The 18,667-nt window shown below is 55.5% G+C and carries 20 protein-coding genes; 5 read left to right on the top strand and 15 right to left on the bottom strand.

The features are described 5' to 3' along the window. Positions 1-428: 428 nt before the first annotated feature. From GM154_RS24485 to GM154_RS24475, 3 genes are all read left to right on the top strand, one after another. Entirely contained in the window at positions 429-1,208 is a 780-nt protein-coding gene (locus tag GM154_RS24485; protein WP_010795145.1) for an FKBP-type peptidyl-prolyl cis-trans isomerase, read from the top strand. 146 nt (positions 1,209-1,354) lie between these two features. Further along, entirely contained in the window at positions 1,355-1,816 is a 462-nt protein-coding gene (locus GM154_RS24480) for a YkvA family protein (RefSeq protein ID WP_010795144.1), read from the top strand. An 85-nt stretch (positions 1,817-1,901) separates the two neighbouring features. Then, positions 1,902-2,267 carry a hypothetical protein gene (locus GM154_RS24475; protein WP_019367163.1) on the top strand — a complete coding sequence of 122 codons (366 nt, stop codon included), beginning with the start codon at positions 1,902-1,904 and terminating at the stop codon, positions 2,265-2,267. 1 nt (position 2,268) lies between these two features. Here the strand turns inward: GM154_RS24475 and GM154_RS24470 are convergent, their stop codons facing one another. Both GM154_RS24470 and GM154_RS24465 read right to left on the bottom strand, forming a co-directional pair. Then, a complete protein-coding gene (locus GM154_RS24470; RefSeq protein WP_219653903.1) occupies positions 2,269-4,020 on the bottom strand; it encodes a bifunctional diguanylate cyclase/phosphodiesterase in 1,752 nt (583 codons plus the stop codon). A gap of 85 nt (positions 4,021-4,105) precedes the next feature. After that, a complete protein-coding gene (locus GM154_RS24465) occupies positions 4,106-6,196 on the bottom strand; it encodes a carboxy terminal-processing peptidase (RefSeq protein ID WP_037029645.1) in 2,091 nt (696 codons plus the stop codon). 117 nt (positions 6,197-6,313) lie between these two features. Here GM154_RS24465 and GM154_RS24460 point away from each other — a divergent pair, with 117 nt between their 5' ends. Then, positions 6,314-7,276 (top strand): NAD(P)H-quinone oxidoreductase, encoded by a 963-nt coding sequence (locus GM154_RS24460; RefSeq protein ID WP_019367160.1) that lies wholly within the window; start codon positions 6,314-6,316, stop codon positions 7,274-7,276. A gap of 41 nt (positions 7,277-7,317) precedes the next feature. Here the strand turns inward: GM154_RS24460 and GM154_RS24455 are convergent, their stop codons facing one another. Genes GM154_RS24455 through GM154_RS24430 form a run of 6 tightly spaced genes read right to left on the bottom strand, consistent with a single transcriptional unit; the run spans position 7,318 to position 12,419 of the window. Beyond that, positions 7,318-7,968, bottom strand: coding sequence for an HAD family phosphatase (locus tag GM154_RS24455; RefSeq protein ID WP_219653902.1), 651 nt, complete (start codon positions 7,966-7,968; stop codon positions 7,318-7,320). Beyond that, positions 7,965-8,954: an ABC transporter ATP-binding protein gene (locus GM154_RS24450; protein ID WP_197871110.1), complete on the bottom strand. Its 990-nt coding sequence runs from the start codon at positions 8,952-8,954 to the stop codon at positions 7,965-7,967. The genes GM154_RS24455 and GM154_RS24450 overlap by 4 nt, the downstream gene beginning before the upstream one ends. After that, positions 8,951-9,745, bottom strand: a complete 795-nt coding sequence (locus GM154_RS24445; protein ID WP_197871112.1) for an ABC transporter permease — start codon at positions 9,743-9,745, stop codon at positions 8,951-8,953. The genes GM154_RS24450 and GM154_RS24445 overlap by 4 nt, the downstream gene beginning before the upstream one ends. Beyond that, on the bottom strand, positions 9,732-10,562 hold the full coding sequence (locus GM154_RS24440; RefSeq protein WP_219653899.1) for an ABC transporter permease subunit: 831 nt from the start codon (positions 10,560-10,562) through the stop codon (positions 9,732-9,734). Before GM154_RS24440 ends, GM154_RS24445 begins: the two co-directional genes overlap by 14 nt. Further along, complete coding sequence (locus tag GM154_RS24435; RefSeq protein WP_219653896.1) at positions 10,559-11,356, bottom strand: alkaline phosphatase family protein; 798 nt, start codon at positions 11,354-11,356, stop codon at positions 10,559-10,561. The genes GM154_RS24440 and GM154_RS24435 overlap by 4 nt, the downstream gene beginning before the upstream one ends. A gap of 4 nt (positions 11,357-11,360) precedes the next feature. Beyond that, positions 11,361-12,419 (bottom strand): ABC transporter substrate-binding protein, encoded by a 1,059-nt coding sequence (locus GM154_RS24430; protein WP_074824484.1) that lies wholly within the window; start codon positions 12,417-12,419, stop codon positions 11,361-11,363. Positions 12,420-12,658: 239 nt separating this feature from the next. Here GM154_RS24430 and GM154_RS24425 point away from each other — a divergent pair, with 239 nt between their 5' ends. Then, positions 12,659-13,387 (top strand): UTRA domain-containing protein, encoded by a 729-nt coding sequence (locus GM154_RS24425; protein WP_037029642.1) that lies wholly within the window; start codon positions 12,659-12,661, stop codon positions 13,385-13,387. Positions 13,388-13,431: 44 nt separating this feature from the next. Here the strand turns inward: GM154_RS24425 and lpcA are convergent, their stop codons facing one another. The 7 genes from lpcA to minC all read right to left on the bottom strand — a co-directional run bounded on the left by lpcA (position 13,432) and on the right by minC (position 18,665). After that, entirely contained in the window at positions 13,432-14,019 is a 588-nt protein-coding gene (lpcA, locus tag GM154_RS24420) for a D-sedoheptulose 7-phosphate isomerase (RefSeq protein ID WP_010795132.1), read from the bottom strand. Between the two features lie 18 nt (positions 14,020-14,037). Then, positions 14,038-15,324 carry a M18 family aminopeptidase gene (locus GM154_RS24415; RefSeq protein ID WP_219653893.1) on the bottom strand — a complete coding sequence of 429 codons (1,287 nt, stop codon included), beginning with the start codon at positions 15,322-15,324 and terminating at the stop codon, positions 14,038-14,040. 437 nt (positions 15,325-15,761) lie between these two features. After that, positions 15,762-15,965 carry a hypothetical protein gene (locus GM154_RS25775; protein ID WP_258020032.1) on the bottom strand — a complete coding sequence of 68 codons (204 nt, stop codon included), beginning with the start codon at positions 15,963-15,965 and terminating at the stop codon, positions 15,762-15,764. A gap of 2 nt (positions 15,966-15,967) precedes the next feature. Further along, positions 15,968-16,603 (bottom strand): RluA family pseudouridine synthase, encoded by a 636-nt coding sequence (locus tag GM154_RS24405; RefSeq protein WP_197871122.1) that lies wholly within the window; start codon positions 16,601-16,603, stop codon positions 15,968-15,970. A gap of 60 nt (positions 16,604-16,663) precedes the next feature. Further along, on the bottom strand, positions 16,664-16,924 hold the full coding sequence (gene minE / locus GM154_RS24400; RefSeq protein WP_010795129.1) for a cell division topological specificity factor MinE: 261 nt from the start codon (positions 16,922-16,924) through the stop codon (positions 16,664-16,666). Then, the gene (gene minD, locus GM154_RS24395) at positions 16,921-17,736 is read right to left on the bottom strand and encodes a septum site-determining protein MinD (RefSeq protein ID WP_010795128.1); all 816 of its coding nucleotides are present in this window, start codon (positions 17,734-17,736) and stop codon (positions 16,921-16,923) included. Before minD ends, minE begins: the two co-directional genes overlap by 4 nt. A 167-nt stretch (positions 17,737-17,903) precedes the next feature. Beyond that, positions 17,904-18,665 (bottom strand): septum site-determining protein MinC, encoded by a 762-nt coding sequence (gene minC / locus GM154_RS24390; RefSeq protein WP_219653890.1) that lies wholly within the window; start codon positions 18,663-18,665, stop codon positions 17,904-17,906. Positions 18,666-18,667 lie beyond the last annotated feature (2 nt).

Raw genomic sequence — 18,667 nt, 5'->3', positions numbered from 1 at the left:
CAGCGGTAGTTCAGTCGGTTAGAATACCGGCCTGTCACGCCGGGGGTCGCGGGTTCGAGTCCCGTCCGCTGCGCCATATTAAGTTTATCGGGCCCACTGAACTCCCGATAAATTACGAAAAAAGCGGCCTTGCGCCGCTTTTTTCGTTTCTACAGGTTTATTACCTTTCTGGCTGCTATTTTCCGCTTCTATTAAGCATTCTTTGCTGGAAGTTTTTTGTGCAGTTAGTTTCTTTTTAAAGATGTCTAGTCCGTATGTTCAGGGTTGTTTGATACGTCACGGACACAGACTGCTTTGTATTTAGTCACTATTCAGCGCTGAACTTATAAGCTACTAACTATTCTTATCATGCCGTAGCCAGTGGCAGTTAGGCCCTGATAAGCTCGCGGTTTTATCGAACGCGCTTCGCGCACGGACAAGGAAACAGCATGAAACAGCACCGGTTGGCAGCAGCAGTGGCCCTCGTTGGCCTGGTTCTCAGCGGCTGCGACTCACAATCACAATCCAAGGTTAATCTTGAAACTCCAGCTCAGAAAGCGTCCTACGGCATCGGCTTGAACATGGGTAAAAGCCTTGCTCAGGAAGGCATCGATGACCTGGATTCAAAAGCAGTGGCTTTGGGTATTGAAGATGCTGTGGGCAAGAAAGAGCAGAAGCTTACCGATGATCAGCTAAGAGATGCGTTTGCCGATCTGCAGAAGCGTGCAGAAGAGCGCATGACCAAGCTCAGCGAAGACAATGCCAAAGCAGGCAAGGATTTCCTGGAAAAAAATGGCAAGCGCGAGGGTGTTGTCACAACAGCTTCCGGTTTGCAGTATGAAGTGGTCAAGAAGGCGGATGGTCCGCAGCCCAAGCCGAATGATGTAGTGACAGTTCACTACGAAGGCCGTCTTGTTGACGGTACTGTATTCGACAGCTCCATCAAGCGTGGCAGCCCGATTGATTTGCCGGTGAGTGGCGTAATTCCGGGTTGGGTTGAAGCGCTTCAACTCATGCACGTAGGTGAGAAGTACAAGCTGTACATCCCCAGCGAGCTGGCCTACGGCGCGCAGAGCCCAAGCCCTGCCATTCCTGCCAACTCCGTTCTTGTCTTTGACCTAGAGTTGCTAGGTATCAAGGATCCAAGCGCTCAGGGCGACAATGGCCTGACGCAAGAGCCATCCGACGAGTCGGACGCTGCACAAGAGCAGGATACTTCCAAGAAGTAACACGCCGCTCTATTAAAAAGCCCCGTTCATACGGGGCTTTTTTGTTTTAGGAAACCTGTTTGTGAGGACGATGCTCTAATCTAGGTAATTATTTACCTATTCGCCAAACGCTCTATCAGACTGCCTTTGCGAGGCGGGGAGATCTCATGAAGCCACCCGTTGGATTTGATCGTTATTTGAGGCTTGCCCAACGTTTTCTTGTTCGGGGGCGCTTACCGGCACTGCTATTGGCCGTCGGGCGTAAGCTGGCCAAGCGAGATTTTCGGTTGGGTGCCGCCAAGGATACCTTGGGACTCTTCCATTCCCTGCTACTGGCCTGGTGGCGTGGAGAATATCGGGGTATCAGTCGGCAGGCACTCTTGTCGGTAGTCGCAGCACTTGCTTATTTCCTTTCGCCTGTTGATCTGATCCCTGACTGGATGCTTACCTTTGGCTTCATTGATGATCTGGCAGTGCTGGCGTGGGTAAGCAAAACCTGGCAGAGCGAGCTTGATGCCTTTCGCGCCTGGAGAGATGCCCAGCCCGTAGCGGTGCAAAAGTCGCTATCGGCTCCGCCGCTTCCCAATGAGAAACCTGCTGAGGGCGTTATAGTGGTTGAGCGGGCATGAGCCTGGGTGGCGAGAGGTGCTTGCACATCGGAACAGGATAAGCTGTGCTGTTATAGTAACCTTTCGTTGAATTCAGGTTTGTATTGTGGCGTTACAGATCAGTCGTACCCATTGGCAGGCGTTGCTGGCCGAGTTGGAAGAAGCTCGTTGCCAGCGGCACTTGGTAACCTATCGCTCGCTGATTGAGCGTCTACAGTTACCGACGCCCGCCATGGCGACACTGACTGCTGCCCTTGAACACCTGATAGCGCTGGATGCCCGTGAGGGTGTGCCGTTGCGCAGCGCATTGGTGGTCAGCCAGGGTGCAAGCCGGCTGCCGCGTCCTGGTTTCTTTGAATGCGCCCAGCGAGTCGGGCGCTTCAACGGCGAGGTAGATGGTATAGAGGCGGCTGCCTGGCATGCATCTGAAGTCACGCGCGTATTCGAGTACAACTTTTCCTCAGATAGGTAACTCAGGCCATTTCGGCCATCAGGTGCAAGCTATAGCCGGGAATGGTTTTGGCCTGGGCTTTGGCGCTTTCCGCCAGTTTAAGCAGTTGGCGGGCATCGCGTGACGTTCGACTTTCTGCCGTAACCCTTACAACTCCAAGAGATAGAGAGAGCAGCGGATACTCGCGTCGGTAGCCTTCATGATCTTCTGCTATCAGGCAGCCTGCATCCAGGTGCTCCGGTGCGTAAAAGCGACGGCAGCGACTCTGGAAAGTCTCCATGAGTCGAGTCAGCCGTGCTCGCCAGTCCATGGAGCGCAGGACGATTATAAAGTTGTCATCGCCGTAGTGACCGATGAAGTCCTGGGTGCGATCCATGCTTTCTGCCAAGGCCTGTGCCAGGCACAGCAGTACTTCGTCTCCCTTGGCATATCCATAAATCTCATTGAAGGGCGTAAAGCTGTCGATATCAAGGTGACACAGGGTGGCGTTTTGGTTGCGCTCCAGTAACTGGCTTAGACAATGATGAATCGGCACGCTGCCGGGCAGGCCTGTCAGAGGATTGGCATGCCGTGCTTCCTGAATCTTCTGCTCAGTAATCAGTTGGAGAAGATCAACCACACGACCCATGCCGACATATTGGCCTTGATCAACAATAATGAAGTCTTCTTCTACCCGCTGCTTGGCGCGCTGGGTGAGTAGTCGGCTGACGTGAAGAGGAGATTGGCTCTTCTCCACACATAGAAAATCCAGATGCATAAGTCGCGTAATGGGCTTGCGACCAAACAGGTCCGGCGCAAAGGGCTTACGCAGGGCTTCTGCAAGGGCATAATGGTGGACGATGCCGACAGGCGCACCGTGTTCATCAAGCACGGCCAGGGAGTTAAAGCTGGGTTTGTCGTGGAAAAGCTGCATGACGGCAGGTATCAACGTCTGCTCCTGGATGGCAGGCCGCTCAAGTAACATGGATGTCAGGCCTGTACCGCCCTCTGTAAGGCTTTTGGGGCGTGTCTCCAGGCGAGGCATGATCTCGCGTGCTTCCCGCGGGGGATTTGCTTCAGGACGACTCAGAAGGTAGCCCTGAACTAGATCAATGCCCATTTCGGCCAGCACGACCAGTTCCTCATGCAGCTCAATGCCTTCAGCAACCACCACGGCGTTGGACGCCTTGGCCATTTGAAGGATGGAGCCTACAAACTCCCGTTTGACGCCATCACGATGGATACCATCGATGAAATGACGATCGATCTTCACGTAGTCCGGGCGCAGCTCGGACCACAGGCGCAGGCTGGAATAGCCGGCCCCCAGGTCATCCAGAGCAATCGAAAAGCCCATTGCGCGATAGTAGTGCAAGGCGGTATCAAGCAGGCCCAGATCGTCGGTTGGGGCCTGTTCGGTCAGCTCGATGACGATTCGGTTAGCAGGGATACCCAGACGCTGTAGCAGTTTCAGGGTGCGGCCCTGCTCGTGACTGTTCTCAAGAAGTGATTCGGGGGAAATGTTAAGGAAGAGCTTACCTTCAAGGCCTAGATCACGGAAACCGGTGCATGCCTGGGTGCGACACGCCATTTCCAGCTCGGACAGACGCTGTGCCGTACGAGCAATGGCGAACAGGGGAAGCGGGGAGTGCAGAGGACTGTTGGAAGGCCCACGGCTAAGTGCTTCATAGCCAATGATGCGGCGTTCGCTCAAGGAAACGATAGGTTGGAAAAGGCTGTGTATATCACTTCGAGCCAGTATCTGCTCAAGCGCGCTCAACTGTTCGTTGACGGTCATCTATCTTGGTCCTGAATAAACAAAGCCAGCGATAAGCTGGCCTTGTTCATTTCACGACAGTTCGATGACTATTTGATGACGGCAATCAGTGAGACGGACCGCCGTGACTCAAGTCCAGATAGTCGAGCAGGATCTGACCACTCTCCATCAGGTAGGCATCGTCTTGAGGTTTGGTCTTTTCGTCGTTGTTGGCGGCAGCAATAGCGTCGTCATCAACTTTTTTCAATTCCTTGAGGGGCTCCTCACCTTTAGCTACCCGACGCTCGTTCTCGATTGCCAGCTGGCGCTTGTCGAGGGCGTCCTGCTCGGCGCGACGCTTCTGCTCGTTCAGGCTGACCGTCGTATCCTTCATGACATCCTGTGCAAACTGAAGGCGTTCACGAGCAAAGACAAAGTCCGGGTTGGTCTTGGTGCGGGTATCGTGACGGTTGATCAGCTCAGGCAGATACGGCTTGAACGGATTGTTCTCTACCTCAAGAACCGGACGGATCGTATCCCATGGCATGGAGTTGGGTAGCGCACTTTCGCCGATCTCCTTGTTATCTACGATATCCGGATAGCTGATATCCGGGATAACGCCCTGATGCTGGGTACTTTGTCCTGAAACGCGATAAAACTTGGCCAGGGTCAGCTTCAGTTCACCGTGATTTAAAGGCTGTATGGTTTGAACAGTGCCTTTGCCGAAGGTCTGTCCGCCCACGATCAAGGCACGGTGATAATCCTGCATGGCACCCGCAAAGATTTCCGAAGCCGAGGCCGAGAGGCGGTTGACCAGCACGGTCATGGGACCTGTGTAGAAAGCATCGCCTTCATCGTCAGCCAACACGTCTACCTTGCCGTCGCTGTTACGCACCAACACCGTTGGGCCTTGATCGATGAAGAGCCCAGTCAGTTCGGTTGCTTCCTGCAGGGAGCCTCCACCATTGTTGCGTAGGTCGATGACAATACCGTCGACTTTCTCGTTTTTCAGCTCACCGATCAGCTTGCGCACGTCACGGGTAGTGCTCTTGTAATTTGGGTCGCCGGCGCGATACGCCTTGAAGTCCAAGTAGAAAGCGGGCACATCGACTACACCCAGCTTGTAGGTCTTGCCGTTGTGAGGCACGTCAATGATGTGTTTCTGGGCTGCCTGTTCTTCAAGCTTTACCGCTTCACGTGTAATCGAGACGACCTTTGTGGTCTGATCGTTCGGCGGATTGCTCGAAGGGATAACCTCCAGGCGCACTACGGAGCCCTTGGCGCCGCGGATCTTCTTGACGACCTCGTCCAGACGCCAGCCGACGACGTCGACCATTTCGCCGTCTTTGCCTTGCGCTACACCCACGATCTTGTCAGCGGGTGCGAGCTGCTTGCTCTTGTCGGCGGGACCGGCTGGTACCAGACGAACGATCTGTACGTAATCGTTATCACTTTGCAGTACCGCACCGATGCCTTCAAGGGAAAGGCTCATGTTGATGTCGAAGTTCTCTGCGCTTTCAGGCGAGAGGTACTGCGTGTGCGGATCGTATGTTTGGGCGAAGGCGTTGATGTAAGCCTGGAAGATGTCTTCGCTGCGAGTCTGTTTCAGGCGCGCCAACTGATTACGATAGCGCTTCTGCAGCTGCTCCTTGATGGCAGCATCGTCCTTGCCACCCAGTTTCAGACGCAGCACTTCATCCTTGAGCTTCTTGTGCCACAGATCATCCAGTGCGGCAGTATTGGTCGGCCAGGGCGCCTTTTCGCGGTTGACGTCAAACGTTTCGTCTGCCGCAAAATTCAGCTGGGGAATGCCTTTGTCCAGCAGGCCCAGTGTGTAGTCGAGGCGTTCCTTCACACGGTCCAGGTAACGCTTGTAGATCGTGAAGCCTGGATTCAGGTCGCCCTGCTTGAGCAGATCGTCGAAGCGAGTCCGCCACGCGTCAAATTCGGCGATATCGGCTGCGTTGAAATACAGTCGATTGGGATCAAGCATCTTGAGATAGCTGTCATAGATCTTTATCGAGCGTTCATCGTTAAGCGGCGGCTTGCTGTAGTGATGGCGCTTGAGCAGCTCTACCACATTGAGACTTGCCACGACTTGATCGCGGTCTGGTTTGAGACCGTCCCAGACGTTTGGGCTCGCTGTTTTGGCTGCCAGCGGAAGAGCGCTGACACCGAGGATGAACAGGAGGGCGGTACGGGGGAGAAGCTGCTTCATGCTTGATTCGACTAGAGTACGGGTAATAACGCTATAGGCCGTACTTGACCGTTCCGGTTCCCCGCAACAGTCAAGTACGCTGTTAAAGGTCAAAAGCTAGCTCACTATGGAGGCACCGTGAACGCATTGCAAGGTATTGAAGGTCAGCTTGAGTGGCAACAGCTGACAAGTCCTGCTCTTTCCGCAGGTGAAATTCGCATCCAGGTCGCCGCGGCCGGGCTTAATCGCGCCGATCTTCTTCAATTGGCCGGTAACTATCCGCCACCGCCTGGAGCGCCGCAAACCCTGGGTCTGGAGTGTTCCGGTGTTGTGGTCGAAGTTGGTGAGGGAGCCAATTGGAACGTCGGGGATCGTGTCTGTGCTCTGCTGGCCGGTGGTGGTATGGCCAGCGAAGTCGTGGTGAATGCTCAGCATGCGATTCCGGTTCCCGAAGGGCTGTCGATGGCTGAGGCAGCAGCGCTACCTGAGGTCTGGGCAACGGCCTGGTGCAATCTTTTCGAATTGGCAGCCTTGCGACCTGGCGAGAAAGTACTCTTGCACGCAGGGGCCAGCGGCGTAGGTTCTGCCGCCATTCAACTCTGTAAGGCTTTTGGTAATCCTTGCTGGGTCAGCGTAGGTTCGGCCGAGCGGCTGGACTATTGCATTTCGCTGGGTGCCGAAGGGGGCGTTGATCGGCACCAGGGGCTGGAAGGACTGCGTGACTTCGGGCCATTCGACGTGATCCTTGATCCGGTAGGCGCAAGCTACGCCGAACTTAATCTGGATGTGCTGCGCCGTGACGGGCGGTGGGTACTGATTGGCCTGATGAGTGGTCGAGAGGCGCAGTTCGATCTGGCAAAGGTGTTGAGCAAGCGCATTAGCCTGATCGGTTCTACGCTGCGTAACCGCGATACGGCGTTCAAAGCCCGATTGATGGCAGAGCTGGCTGCACGAGTCTGGCCGTTGTTTACAGAAGGCAAGCTCAAGCCGAACCTGGAGCGGAAATTTGCTGCCAAGGATGCCGAGGCGGCGTTTGCGGCACTGTCGAGCAACAAGGTGAACGGTAAGGTCGTGATGATCCTCGATGACAGCCTAATCTGATGTCGAGGCTGGCCATGCCGGCATGGCCAGCCTTTGTTTGGCTATTTCCACTCAAGGATTGGCCAACCCCGCTGGCTGGCCTGCTCGCGCAGATAGGGATCGGGATTCACGGCGTGCGGATGCCCAACGCGTTCTAGCAAGGGTAGATCGTTACGTGAGTCAGAGTAGAAACTGGCATCTGCAAGCTCGACCTCCTGATGATCTATCAGCTCGAGAAGGCGCGTCAGCTTGCCTTCTCGATAGGTCAGAACACCTTGAGTACGGCCAGTGTAGACCCCATGGGCCAGTTCCAGGTCGATGGCCAGTATTTCGCTGATCCCCAGCCTACCGGCAATCGGTTCGACCAAATGAGCACCGGACGCCGAAATCAATACAATCCGGTCGCCTCTGGCGCGATGTTCCGCAATGCAGCGGCAGGCATCGCTGAAGATCAGAGGCTCGATCACATCTTCGACATAGGCGTCGATCTCCGGCTCCAGCTCCTCAGGCGCTCGACCTATGAGCGGCTCCAGGGCGAATGCCATGTATTCTTCCATGGCCAGGGCGCCTTCGGCGTATGCCTTCATCAGGGCGGCATCACGCTGGATGAAGGACTCGTCAACCCAGCCGAGTTGGGCCATTCGCTGGCACCACAAGCTGGAGCAGTCACCGTCGATCAGGGTTTCGTCAAGGTCGAAAATAGCGAGGGTCATGCGACTTCTCTTGCGGCTGATGAATCGATCCCCAATGTGACGCGTGAGCCGCACGGGTGCAAGGCAGAGGCATCCTGATTGAGGACATCTACCAGTAATTCGATCCCCAATGTCTGCACGCGATAGCGAATGACATTGCCTAGCAGCGTATGTCCGACAATCTCGGCACTGGGGCCTTCCGATGCGTTGATCCTGATTGATTCAGGGCGGATCGCCACCTGTTGAGTGAAGTTTCGCCCTAACAGGGTAGAAGCCTGAGCAGGATCTAGAATGTTGTAGTTACCCATGAAGCCTGCTGCAAACAGCGTGGCTGGCGCAGTATAGAGGGTTTCCGCATCGCCACTTTGTACGATGCGGCCCGCTTGCATCAACACGATGCGGTCGGACATTGTCAAGGCTTCTTCCTGATCATGCGTGACAAACAGGGTAGTCAGGTTGAGCGCTTGCTGAAGGCTGCGTATCTGTTCTCGTAGATGCTTGCGGATGCGCGCATCCAGTGCCGATAGCGGCTCGTCGAGTAGCAGCAGACGTGGACGAGTGACCAGTGATCGCGCCAGGGCGACACGCTGACATTGCCCTCCCGACAGCTGATGAGGGTAGCGGTCTTCGAACCCCTTGAGTTCTACCAGTTCGATCACTTCGGCGGTGCGCAGGTGTAAAGTTTGGCGATCCACTTTTTGCATCTTCAGGCCGAACGCTACATTTTGCGCGACCGTCATGTTAGGAAACAGCGCATAGCTCTGAAACACCATGGCAATGCCGCGCTTTTGCGGCGGCAGGGTCGCAATATCCTGACCGTCGAGCAGGATGCGTCCACCGTTTACCGAGGTTAAGCCTGCCAGGCAGCGTAGCAAGGTGGATTTGCCGCAGCCGGAAGGTCCTAAAAGCGTAACCAGCTCACCTTGTTCTGCAGAGAAATCGATGTCCTGAAAGATCATGTTCGAGCCGTAGCTCTTGTGCAGATGTTCAACGCTTAGAAAGCTCATGATTTATCCCGGCTCAAACCACTGGCGGCCCACGTTACGGTCAGGACGACCAGAAAGTACGAGATGACTAGTGCGCTCGTGAAATGGCCGCTGCCATTGCGCATGTTGTACAGATAGACCTGCAAGGTTTCGTAACGCGCTCCAACAAGAATGTTGGCAAAAACGAATTCGCCAATCAGAAACGAAAATGACAGAAACAGCGCCACCATAAGACCCTTGCGCAGGTTGGGCAGTACCACCAGGAGGGCCGCCCGGAAGGTGCTGGCGCCCAGCAGGTGAGCCGCATCCATCAGGTCATGAATATTCAGTGCCTGCAGATTATTGCTGATGGCTCGGTACATGAACGGCAGGGCGATGGTGAAATAACAGCCGATCAGAATCCATGGTGTGCCTATCAACGGCAAGGGGCCGCCAGCATAGAGTTGCAGCAATCCTACGGAAGACACCACAGGCGGCACGGCGAACGGCAGCAGGATCAGCACGTTCATGAGTGCATCGAGCCTGGGAAAATGGTAAGCGATGACGAACATGAGAGGAAGTACGAGGAAGACGGCCAGTAGCAGCGCGCCCACGCAGACGATCAATGAATGCCCGAAGGCGATGAGAAAGCGTGAGTCGCTCCAGAGCGCTACGTACCATTTCAAGGTCAGCCCGCTGGGAAGAAGCGTGGCGGACCATTGTGTTGCCAATGAATACAGCAGGGTAGCAGCGAGCGGCAGTAGAAGAATCAGAAAGAGCAGCCAGACGACCAGGCGATGGTAGAGTGAAACCGACCGGTTAGCGTTTGACATGGTAGCTCCGGCGTAGCAGCCATTGGTGAGCGAGGGTAATCACGGCCATGAGCATCACCAGCAGCATGGCAAGGGCGCTTGCGAGGTTCGGATCCAGAAAGATGTCGCCAGAGACCAATGCCGCTATACGGACCGGGACCACATTGAAATTGCCCGTCGTCAGGGCATATACGGTTGCGTAGGCCCCCAGCGCATTGGCCAGTAGAATGATGAATGTACCTAGCAGCGCCGGAGTCAGCACCGGCAGCCCGATATGACGCCAGAAATGCCAGGTATTGGCGCCAAGCAGTGAGGCAGCTTCACGCCAGTCTTCGCGCAGGGCATCAAAGGCAGGGTAGAGCAATAGAACGCCTAGCGGAATCTGGAAGTAGGTATAGATCAGGATCAATCCGCTTTTGGAGTACAGGTTAAAGTTCTCAATCAGCCCGGTCTGCTTGAGCAGCAGGGTCAGGCATCCATTGAAGCCAAGCAGGATGATGAAGGCGAACGCCAGGGGAACACCGGCAAAATTACTCGTCATGTTGGCAAAGGCTGTCACGAAATCTCTTAGCTTCGAGTCGACCTGGCGTAGCGAGTAACTGCCCAGAATGGCGATTAGCAGGCCTAACAGGCTGGACCAGACCGAAATCTCCAGTGAAAAGCGTATAGCCTGGCGATAGAAGGGTGATTCAAGGATTTCGGTGAAGTTACCCAGGCCCCAGCCATCCAGATGCTTGAGGCTGTTGATAGCGATCCAGATCAATGGGGCTATCTGAAATGCACAAAAGAAAACTAGAAAGGGCAGAAGGCACAATGTGGCGAGCCATTTGCCTTTCATGCCAGGAGTTCCCGACAAACCGGCTTGTCATGGGCGACACCTAAAAGCTCACAAAGCGTACCGCATAGGTCAGTTTGTACAGGGCTTGCCTCTTTCAGGCTGAAGCCTGTCCCGAACACGAATAACGGGACTTCACGCTCTTCAGGCAGCAGCCCCCCATGGCTGCGGTCATCATTCATGCCATGATCGGCTGTCACCATCACCTGATAGCCCGCCTCCAGCCATACCGGTAAATGGCCGGACAGGCATATATCTGCCACACGTGCGGCGTTTCGATACTGGCTGCTGGAAAGTCCGTATTTGTGGCCGGCATCATCGATATTCATCGAGTGAGCCAGCAGAAAATCAGGGGAATGACGTTGTCTCAAGCTTTCGGCGTCGTCGAAGAGGTGAGAGTCTGGATAGTGATCGGCGTAATAGAAATGGCCGTACTGGATAGGCAGGTCCGGGGCACAGATATGACGGTCCCGTGCGGCATCAAAGGGCGAACGGTTATAAAGTTCGCTGATCCAGTGATAGGCCGCAGCCGCCGTCGTGAGGTAGGCCTCGCGCGCATAATGAAACACGCTGCGCTGGCTCGAAAGCCGGACGATCTGATTGTGCGTAATGCCGCTGTCGACGGGGCGTACCCCTGTGAGAATGCACTCGTAGAGCGGGCGGGAAAGCGACGGCAATTCATACTGCATGGTATAGAGCCGTCCGCGCCCTGCCTGATAGATACCTTGGAGGTAGCCCATGCAGTCACGGGCGACTCCATAGGCCAGACCGTCCAGCACAACTAGGATCGTCTTCATTGGATCACTGCTTCATCTGCATGATCACGTTTTCCTGCCAGAGACGTGGCAGACGCTTGGCTGTTTCTTCCCAGGCCTTGGCATCCGCGATGGGCTTGGCACTGGCATATTGCTCGCTTGGTAACAGTTTGGCTTTTACATCCTCGGGTAGCTGGATATGGTCAGCACGGATGGGGCGGGCATAACCGCGAGCCAAGTTGATCTGGCCAGCATCGGAAAGAATGTATTCACGTGCCAGCTTGGCTGCATTCGGATGCTTGGCATACTTGTTCAGAATCGTGGTGTAGCCGGACGTAATCGAGCCGTCTGAGGGGATGAGCACTTCAAAGCGTGAAGTATCGATCTGATCGCGATAGTTCAATCCGTTGAAGTCCCAAACGATACCCACTTCGACTTCGCCTTTCTCCAGGGTCGAGACGACCGGGTTGGTCATGGACAAACGGCCCTGCTGCGCCAGCTTGCCAAAGTATTCCAGGCCGGGCTTGATGTTTTTTTCGTCACCGCCGTTAGCGTAGGTAGCCGCCAGGACCCCACTCACTGCCTGTGAGGCAGCGCTTACATCACCAATGGCAACCTTGTATTTGCCCTGCAGCAGGTCAGCCCAGCTATGGGGAACATCAGCTACCAGCTGCTTGTTGACGATAAACGCGATGGTGCCGGTATACGCCAGCATCCAGTGACCGTCCTTGTCCTTGGCCCAACCGGGAATCTGCTCCCAGGTGGTGGGCTTGTATGGTTGGGTCACGCCTTTCTCAACGGCAATTGGGCCAAACGAGGCGCCCACGTCACCCATATCGGCGGTGGCGTTTTCACCCTCGGCTGCGAATTTGGCTATTTCCTGGGCTGAGCTCATGTCTGTATCCATGTGCTTGAGGCCGTACTTTTTCTGCAGATCGGCCCAAGTGTCCTTCCAGTTGGCCCAGGTATCAGGCATGCCTACGCTATCAACCTGGCCTTCCTGGCGGGCAGCCTGCTCGAGTGTGTTCATATCCGTGGCGGCCAGGGCCAGGGTGCCATTCAGCGCAAGTGCGCTACCCAACAGTGAAGCAAGCAAGCGTTTCATTGAGCGCTCCTTCGAGGCGTGGTCGATTGGCTGGTCTAGGTCAGCAAGACGCAAGCCAATCTACCGCCTAAGGATGACGATTTGATTTCCACCTTGATGGCATCTATGCAGAGGGTTGCCCTAACGACGAATCATGAGCTAACTCGCAGCTTAACGGGGCGGTCATCTAGATAATCTAAGCTGCCACTATTTCTTTCTGGCTCATGCATCCCTGAGCTTTACCGGCTGGACTAGTCCAAATGAGAGCAAGCCCGCACGATGACGCACCAAAAACCGTCACAGCCATCTGCCGCTCATTGGAGGAGCAGATTATGTGTGGTGCGCTTGCGCCCTCCACCAAGCTGCCTGCAGAACGACGTTTGAGCGAGTCGTTTTCAACGACCCGGATTACGTTGCGTGAAGCGCTTGGGCAGTTGGAGTCGCAGGGGCTGATTTATCGGGAAGAGCGACGTGGCTGGTTTGTTTCGCCCCCCAGAGTGGCCTATAACCCGCTAGTACGCTCGCATTTTCATGCCATGGTGGCAGGGCAGGGCCGTGTTCCGGCTACCGAAGTCCTCTCGGCTCGGTTGGTATCTGCTAATGCAACGGTGTGTGGGCTTCTCGAGCTTCCCGAGCGTACAGGCGTCTATCAGATACGGCGAGCCAGGCGTATCGACGGCCGTCTGGTGCTCTATGTAGAGCACTATCTCAACCCGATCTATTTTCCCAATATCCTGCAATTTGACCTGACCCATTCGCTAACCGACCTCTATGCCAGCGAATACGGTATCCGGTATGGGCGTGTTCGTTTCGAAATGCGGCCTACAGCGTTGCATGCGGACGCTGCGCAGGCACTTAAGGTCAGCATGGGAAGCCCGGCGCTGCATATCACACGTATCAACCGCGATCAGCAGGGGCGTCTGATCGATTGCGATCTGGAATACTGGCGGCACGACGCCATTCATGTCAGCGTAGACGTGCCAGAGTAAAGTGAGTGCGGCGCCATGGTTGGCACCGCCTCCGAATGGTTAAGTCAGGCGTAGTTTTCCGGGTTCAACTTACGCTCGATCAGCTCCATAAGGATATGGATGACCTTGATATGCAGCTCCTGGATACGATCGGCATAGTGGCCGCCAGGCGCACAGATGCAGACATCGGCCATGGTTTCGAGCAGGGAGCCTGGTTTGCCGGTTAGTGCAATGACCTTGATACCCAACGCTTTTGCTGCCTCAGCGGCCTTGAGCACATTGGGACTCTTGCCGCTGGTGCTGATGGCCAGCAAGACATCTCCTTCGCGCCCATGGGACTCGATATAGCGAGAAAAGATGTAGTCGTAGCCAAAGTCATTTGCCACACAGCTGATGTGGCTGGCGTCGCTTATGGAGACGGCAGCAATGCCCGGGCGGTTTTTGCGGTAACGGCCGGTCAGCTCTTCAGCGAAATGCATGGCGTCACACATGGAGCCGCCGTTACCGCAGGAGAAGGCCTTGCCCTTGTGCTCGAAGCTTTCAACCAGCAGTTCTGCCGCACGCTCGATATTCCGTAGCGCCTGTTCGTCAGCCAAAAAGTTGTCCAGTGCTGTCTTGGCTTCAAGCAGACTGTTGCGGATATGCGTGATCATCGTGCGGTTCCCTCTGCCTTATGGCAGTACATGGCTGGAATAGAAGGCTTTAAGGACTTTCACCAGATAATTCAGGTCATGGCTGCCAGCGAGTTCGCGGATCGAATGCATGGCAAACGTCGGCAGGCCGATATCGACTGTGCGAACGCCCAGTTGGCTGGCAGTAATCGGGCCGATAGTCGAGCCACAACCCATATCGCTGCGGGTCACAAAGCTTTGAACCGGTATTTCATTTTCCAGGCAGAGATGACGGAAAAATCCACCGGTTTCGCTGTTGGTCGCGTAGCGCTGATTGTTATTGATCTTGATGACCGGCCCGGCATTGAGTTTAGGGCCATGATTGCCATCATGCTTCTCGGCATAGTTCGGGTGTACACCATGAGCATTGTCGGCCGAGATCAACAGTGAACGGGCGATGATCCGGGTAAAGTCCTCACCTTCCGGCAGGGCACGGCGCATGACTTGCTCAAGGAACGGGCCGTCCGCGCCACAGTGAGAGCTCGAGCCCACCTCTTCGTGGTCTGTGCATACCAGTACGTAGCTTTCATTGCCATCTGCCGACAGCAGCGCTTCCAGACCGGCATAACAGGACAGCAGGTTATCCAGGCGGGCGCCAGCAATGAAGTCTTCATCCAGACCCACCACAGCGGCTTTCTGCACGTCATAGAACGATAGTTCGAAGTCCAGTACCGACTCGGCCAGGATGCCATGCTCCCGCTCCAGTTGCTCGGTCAGCAGCGCACGGAAATCGCGTCGCTCACTGGCCGGTACCTGCGCCACAATGGGGGGAAGCTCGTTCTGGGCATTAATGGGCCAGCCTTGATTGGCCTCACGATTCAAATGAATAGCCAGATTCGGAATGATAGCGATCGGACGTTTGAAGTCGATCAGGCGGCTATGCTGAGTGCCGGTCTGGCGAAAGGTGACACGACCTGCCAGGGACAGATCCCGATCGAACCAGGGCGCCATCAGCATACCGCCGTAAACTTCCACACCCAGTTGCCAAAACCCTTGCTTGTAGAGCTCTGGGTTGGGCTTTACGCGCAGGCAGGGGCTATCGGTATGAGCACCAACCATCCGCAGGCCGTTGCGTAGCGGATCATCACCCAGGCGAAATGCGATCAATGAGGAGTCATTACGTGTAACGTAGTAACGTCCACCCGGACGAAGATGCCAGGTATCCCGCTCATCCAGCCGCTGGAAGCCGGCCTGCTCAAGGCGGCGACTCATCGTGGCGGTAGCATGAAAAGGGGTAGGGGACGAAGCGAGAAAGTCGATCAAACCTTGATTGAGTGTGTCGCGCATGCGGTACTCCTTACGATATGCCCCTAGTCTATCCATTTATGCTGTTAGGGGGCTAACTCAGTTAGTCGATTAACGCGCCACAAGGTCGAAAAGGTGCCAATGCTTGTTGGCTCCCTTTGCCGTTTTCCCGCCCCCCCCCTCAGTTTCGTCAAAATGAATCAATGTCCAATCCGAGGGCAGCGCCAGAACAGAGGCTCTGCCTAGCACTGTGATGCCTCAGGCAGCCCAACTGTCTCTCGGTCCGAACAATTGACCGGCGAACAGCCCGTTTGGCCGTAACGCCGTGGAAATTGAGTGCCATAAGGTGAAGGACGAGGGCTCGCAAAAGGGAAGCGAGAAACTCGCATTGATCAACTGACATTTGGGCAGCTCCAGTGTCTCGAAGCGCATTTGCGGCAGGGTAAGGCGCTGATGCTGGCCTTCCGAGACACGAATGCTCAGGCGCTCAGCGCCTCTGCCTGTGCATCAACGGCAATGACATCCCAGCCGCGCGCTAGGAGCTCGAGCGTGTCACAAGCTGTACCACAGCCAAGATCAAGCGCTGCTCCAGTGGGACCGTTCCAATGGTCCAGCGCACGCAGTAGTGTAGAGCGGGCCGGCTCGTCACCTACGGCATCGTAATAGCCGCTCCATTTGGACATTTTTAAAATGGTGCTGCGCTTTCAAAGCGCATGCGCTCACCTGTTTTGGGATGGGTCAGTGCCAGAAGGCTGGCATGCAGGCACAACCGGGGATGCGCATTCAAGGCGTCTTCATGAGCATAAAGCCGATCACCTAATAGCGGATGACCAATGGACAACATGTGCACACGGAGCTGGTGGGAGCGTCCCGTAATAGGCGTCAACTCGACCCGGCTGTAATGACCGCAACGTTCCAGGACGCGCCAGAAAGTCAGCGCGTGGCGCCCCAACTCGTGATCGACGACATGCCGTGGCTTGGTCGGTGGATCATACCGCAGTGGTAATTCGATGCGGCCGCTGTCGGCCTCAGGCTCACCCCAGCAAAGCGCGGTATAGGCCTTTTCAGTCTCGCGGTCATGGAACTGGCGAGAGAGCTCACGGTGGCTATCTACATCGCGCGCAAGCACCATGATCCCGGAGGTTTCCCAGTCCAAACGGTGCACGATACGTGCCTCGGGGTAGCCGTTCTCCTGGAGGCGGGTTACCAGGCAATCCCTGTTATCTTCGGCTCGACCGGGAACCGAGAGCAGCAGGGTCGGCTTGTCTACTACCAGTAACGCATCGTCCTGGTGGATGAAACGGATATTTGAGAGAGGCATGTCACGTTCAGAAAAGAGCCCATCGGCGGCATGAGCCGCCGATGAATGACCAGCCAGGGATCAACGATCCCGGTCTGGCAGAGTGATGTTCAGTTCCAGAATCGAGCAGCTACCCTGGTTTTCCAATTCCACCTGGATCTGGTCCTGCTCGATCGGTACATATTTGCGGATGACTTCCAGCAGATCTTTCTGCAGCTGAGGCAGGTAGTCAGGCTGGGAGTGACGTCCGCGTTCGTGAGCGACGATGATCTGCAGCCGCTCTTTGGCGATGGAAGCGCTGTTTTGCTTCCTCCGATCGCGAAAGAAAGCAAAGAGGCTCATTCACTCCCCCCAAATAGTCGTTGTAGGAAGCCTTTCTTCTTCACATCGAGGAAGCGATGAGGCATTTCCTTGCCCAGCAGCCGCTCTACCGCGTCGCTGTAAGCCTGGCCGGCGTCGCTCTGTTCGTCGAGAATGACCGGAATACCCTGGTTCGATGCCTTCAGGACAGCCTGAGACTCAGGAATGACGCCGAGTAGACGGATAGCCAGAATCTCTTCCACATCCTCTACGCCCAACATTTCACCCTTGTTGACGCGCTCTGGGTTGTAGCGGGTCAGAAGCAGGTGCTCCTTGATCGCATCCTCGCCGTTCTCGGCGCGCTTGGATTTGCTGGCGAGCAGGCCAAGCATACGATCCGAGTCACGTACGGAAGAGACTTCCGGGTTGGTCACGACAATGGCTTCATCGGCGTAGTACATGGCCAGATGGGCGCCTTTCTCGATTCCGGCAGGGGAGTCACAGACAATATATTCGAAGTTACCCTTAAGTTCTTCGATTACCTTGCCGACACCTTCCAGCGTAAGGGCATCCTTGTCACGCGTCTGGCTGGCTGCCAGCACATACAGATTCTCGAGACGCTTGTCTTTGATAAGCGCCTGGGTGAGCGTGGCTTCGTTGTTGATGACGTTTACAAAGTCATACACAACACGACGCTCGCACCCCATGATCAGATCAAGGTTACGTAACCCCACGTCGAAGTCGACGATAACGGTCTTATGCCCGCGCAGGGCCAGACCAGTGCCGATGGCCGCGCTTGTGGTTGTTTTGCCGACACCGCCTTTACCGGAGGTGACTACGAGTACTTTGGCCAAGCTGATTCACCCTAAATTCGAAATAAGCTCACGGAATGAACGGCTGGAGTACCAAAAAATGGCCGCCGGAACACTACACAATACTCGGCTGGACTCCAGACGCCATTCGGGTCTGAAAGCGGTATCGATGACGCTACCGCTTCGTAAAAAATTCGCGGCAGTATCCGTTAAAGACGTGTGATGTTCAACACATCTCCAGACAGACTGATCTGAACAGGATTTCCCCACTGGGGATGTCTGCGCAAGTCTTCCGCTACTTTGTATTGTCCAGCAATCGAGACCAGTTCGGCGGTAAGTTGCTGGCAAAAAATTCTTGCTTTTGTGTCGCCCTTCACACCTGCAAGGGCACGACCTCGCATTGGCCCATACACATGAATATTGCCGTCTGCAAGCAATTCAGCTCCCGGACTGACCGAGGATAACACCACCAGGTCACCACCGGGTGCATAAAGCTGCATGCCGCCGCGTACGGGTGCCGTAATGACTTTGGTAGGGTTCACGGCAGGTTCGGCAGGTTTCTCCGGTTCAGGCGCAGATTCTGCCGCTTTTGCCGGTTCCCGCTCTCGCAGCTCAAGGGCACGCTCGCGCCCTGCACCGCTTGCCGGAGGAAGCACCGGCAGATCGAAATCGTTGGCAGCCCGGATGTCCAAAGGCCGCCTGGCTCGGAGCGCCAGGGTTCGCAGCCCATGGCGGCGACAGAGATCGAGCAGGGCACCCAGGTCAAGCACCTCATCGTCTTCCTCGAGCTTGTCGAGCGATAGAATGAGCGGGGTGTCGTGAAAGAAATTGGGCGCCTGTGCCACCTTCTGTGCCAATTGGCGGTCGAGGCGTGAAAGATCGTTGCGGGAGAGTTCCAGCACGGTAACGGCAAGCATGTTGCCCTTTAGCTGGAATACGGAATCGTTATCGAGAAGATCAACCTGGCTCATGT

The sequence above is a fragment of the Pseudomonas sp. MAG002Y genome (assembly GCF_019400845.1).
Classification (GTDB): domain Bacteria; phylum Pseudomonadota; class Gammaproteobacteria; order Pseudomonadales; family Pseudomonadaceae; genus Chryseomonas; species Chryseomonas luteola.
This window is presented reverse-complemented; position numbering and strand designations above follow the sequence as displayed.

What these genes read in the sequence shown, in the direction of transcription:
- GM154_RS24485 (WP_010795145.1), top strand. Translation starts at nt 429, where the DNA reads ATGAAACAGCACCGGTTGGCAGCAGCAGTGGCCCTCGTTGGCCTGGTT.
- GM154_RS24480 (WP_010795144.1), top strand. Translation starts at nt 1,355, where the DNA reads ATGAAGCCACCCGTTGGATTTGATCGTTATTTGAGGCTTGCCCAACGT.
- GM154_RS24470 (WP_219653903.1), bottom strand. Translation starts at nt 4,020, where the DNA reads ATGACCGTCAACGAACAGTTGAGCGCGCTTGAGCAGATACTGGCTCGA.
- GM154_RS24465 (WP_037029645.1), bottom strand. Translation starts at nt 6,196, where the DNA reads ATGAAGCAGCTTCTCCCCCGTACCGCCCTCCTGTTCATCCTCGGTGTC.
- GM154_RS24455 (WP_219653902.1), bottom strand. Translation starts at nt 7,968, where the DNA reads ATGACCCTCGCTATTTTCGACCTTGACGAAACCCTGATCGACGGTGAC.
- GM154_RS24450 (WP_197871110.1), bottom strand. Translation starts at nt 8,954, where the DNA reads ATGAGCTTTCTAAGCGTTGAACATCTGCACAAGAGCTACGGCTCGAAC.
- GM154_RS24445 (WP_197871112.1), bottom strand. Translation starts at nt 9,745, where the DNA reads ATGTCAAACGCTAACCGGTCGGTTTCACTCTACCATCGCCTGGTCGTC.
- GM154_RS24440 (WP_219653899.1), bottom strand. Translation starts at nt 10,562, where the DNA reads ATGAAAGGCAAATGGCTCGCCACATTGTGCCTTCTGCCCTTTCTAGTT.
- GM154_RS24435 (WP_219653896.1), bottom strand. Translation starts at nt 11,356, where the DNA reads ATGAAGACGATCCTAGTTGTGCTGGACGGTCTGGCCTATGGAGTCGCC.
- GM154_RS24430 (WP_074824484.1), bottom strand. Translation starts at nt 12,419, where the DNA reads ATGAAACGCTTGCTTGCTTCACTGTTGGGTAGCGCACTTGCGCTGAAT.
- GM154_RS24425 (WP_037029642.1), top strand. Translation starts at nt 12,659, where the DNA reads ATGAGAGCAAGCCCGCACGATGACGCACCAAAAACCGTCACAGCCATC.
- lpcA (WP_010795132.1), bottom strand. Translation starts at nt 14,019, where the DNA reads ATGATCACGCATATCCGCAACAGTCTGCTTGAAGCCAAGACAGCACTG.
- GM154_RS24415 (WP_219653893.1), bottom strand. Translation starts at nt 15,324, where the DNA reads ATGCGCGACACACTCAATCAAGGTTTGATCGACTTTCTCGCTTCGTCC.
- GM154_RS25775 (WP_258020032.1), bottom strand. Translation starts at nt 15,965, where the DNA reads ATGTCCAAATGGAGCGGCTATTACGATGCCGTAGGTGACGAGCCGGCC.
- GM154_RS24405 (WP_197871122.1), bottom strand. Translation starts at nt 16,603, where the DNA reads ATGCCTCTCTCAAATATCCGTTTCATCCACCAGGACGATGCGTTACTG.
- minE (WP_010795129.1), bottom strand. Translation starts at nt 16,924, where the DNA reads ATGAGCCTCTTTGCTTTCTTTCGCGATCGGAGGAAGCAAAACAGCGCT.
- minC (WP_219653890.1), bottom strand. Translation starts at nt 18,665, where the DNA reads ATGAGCCAGGTTGATCTTCTCGATAACGATTCCGTATTCCAGCTAAAG.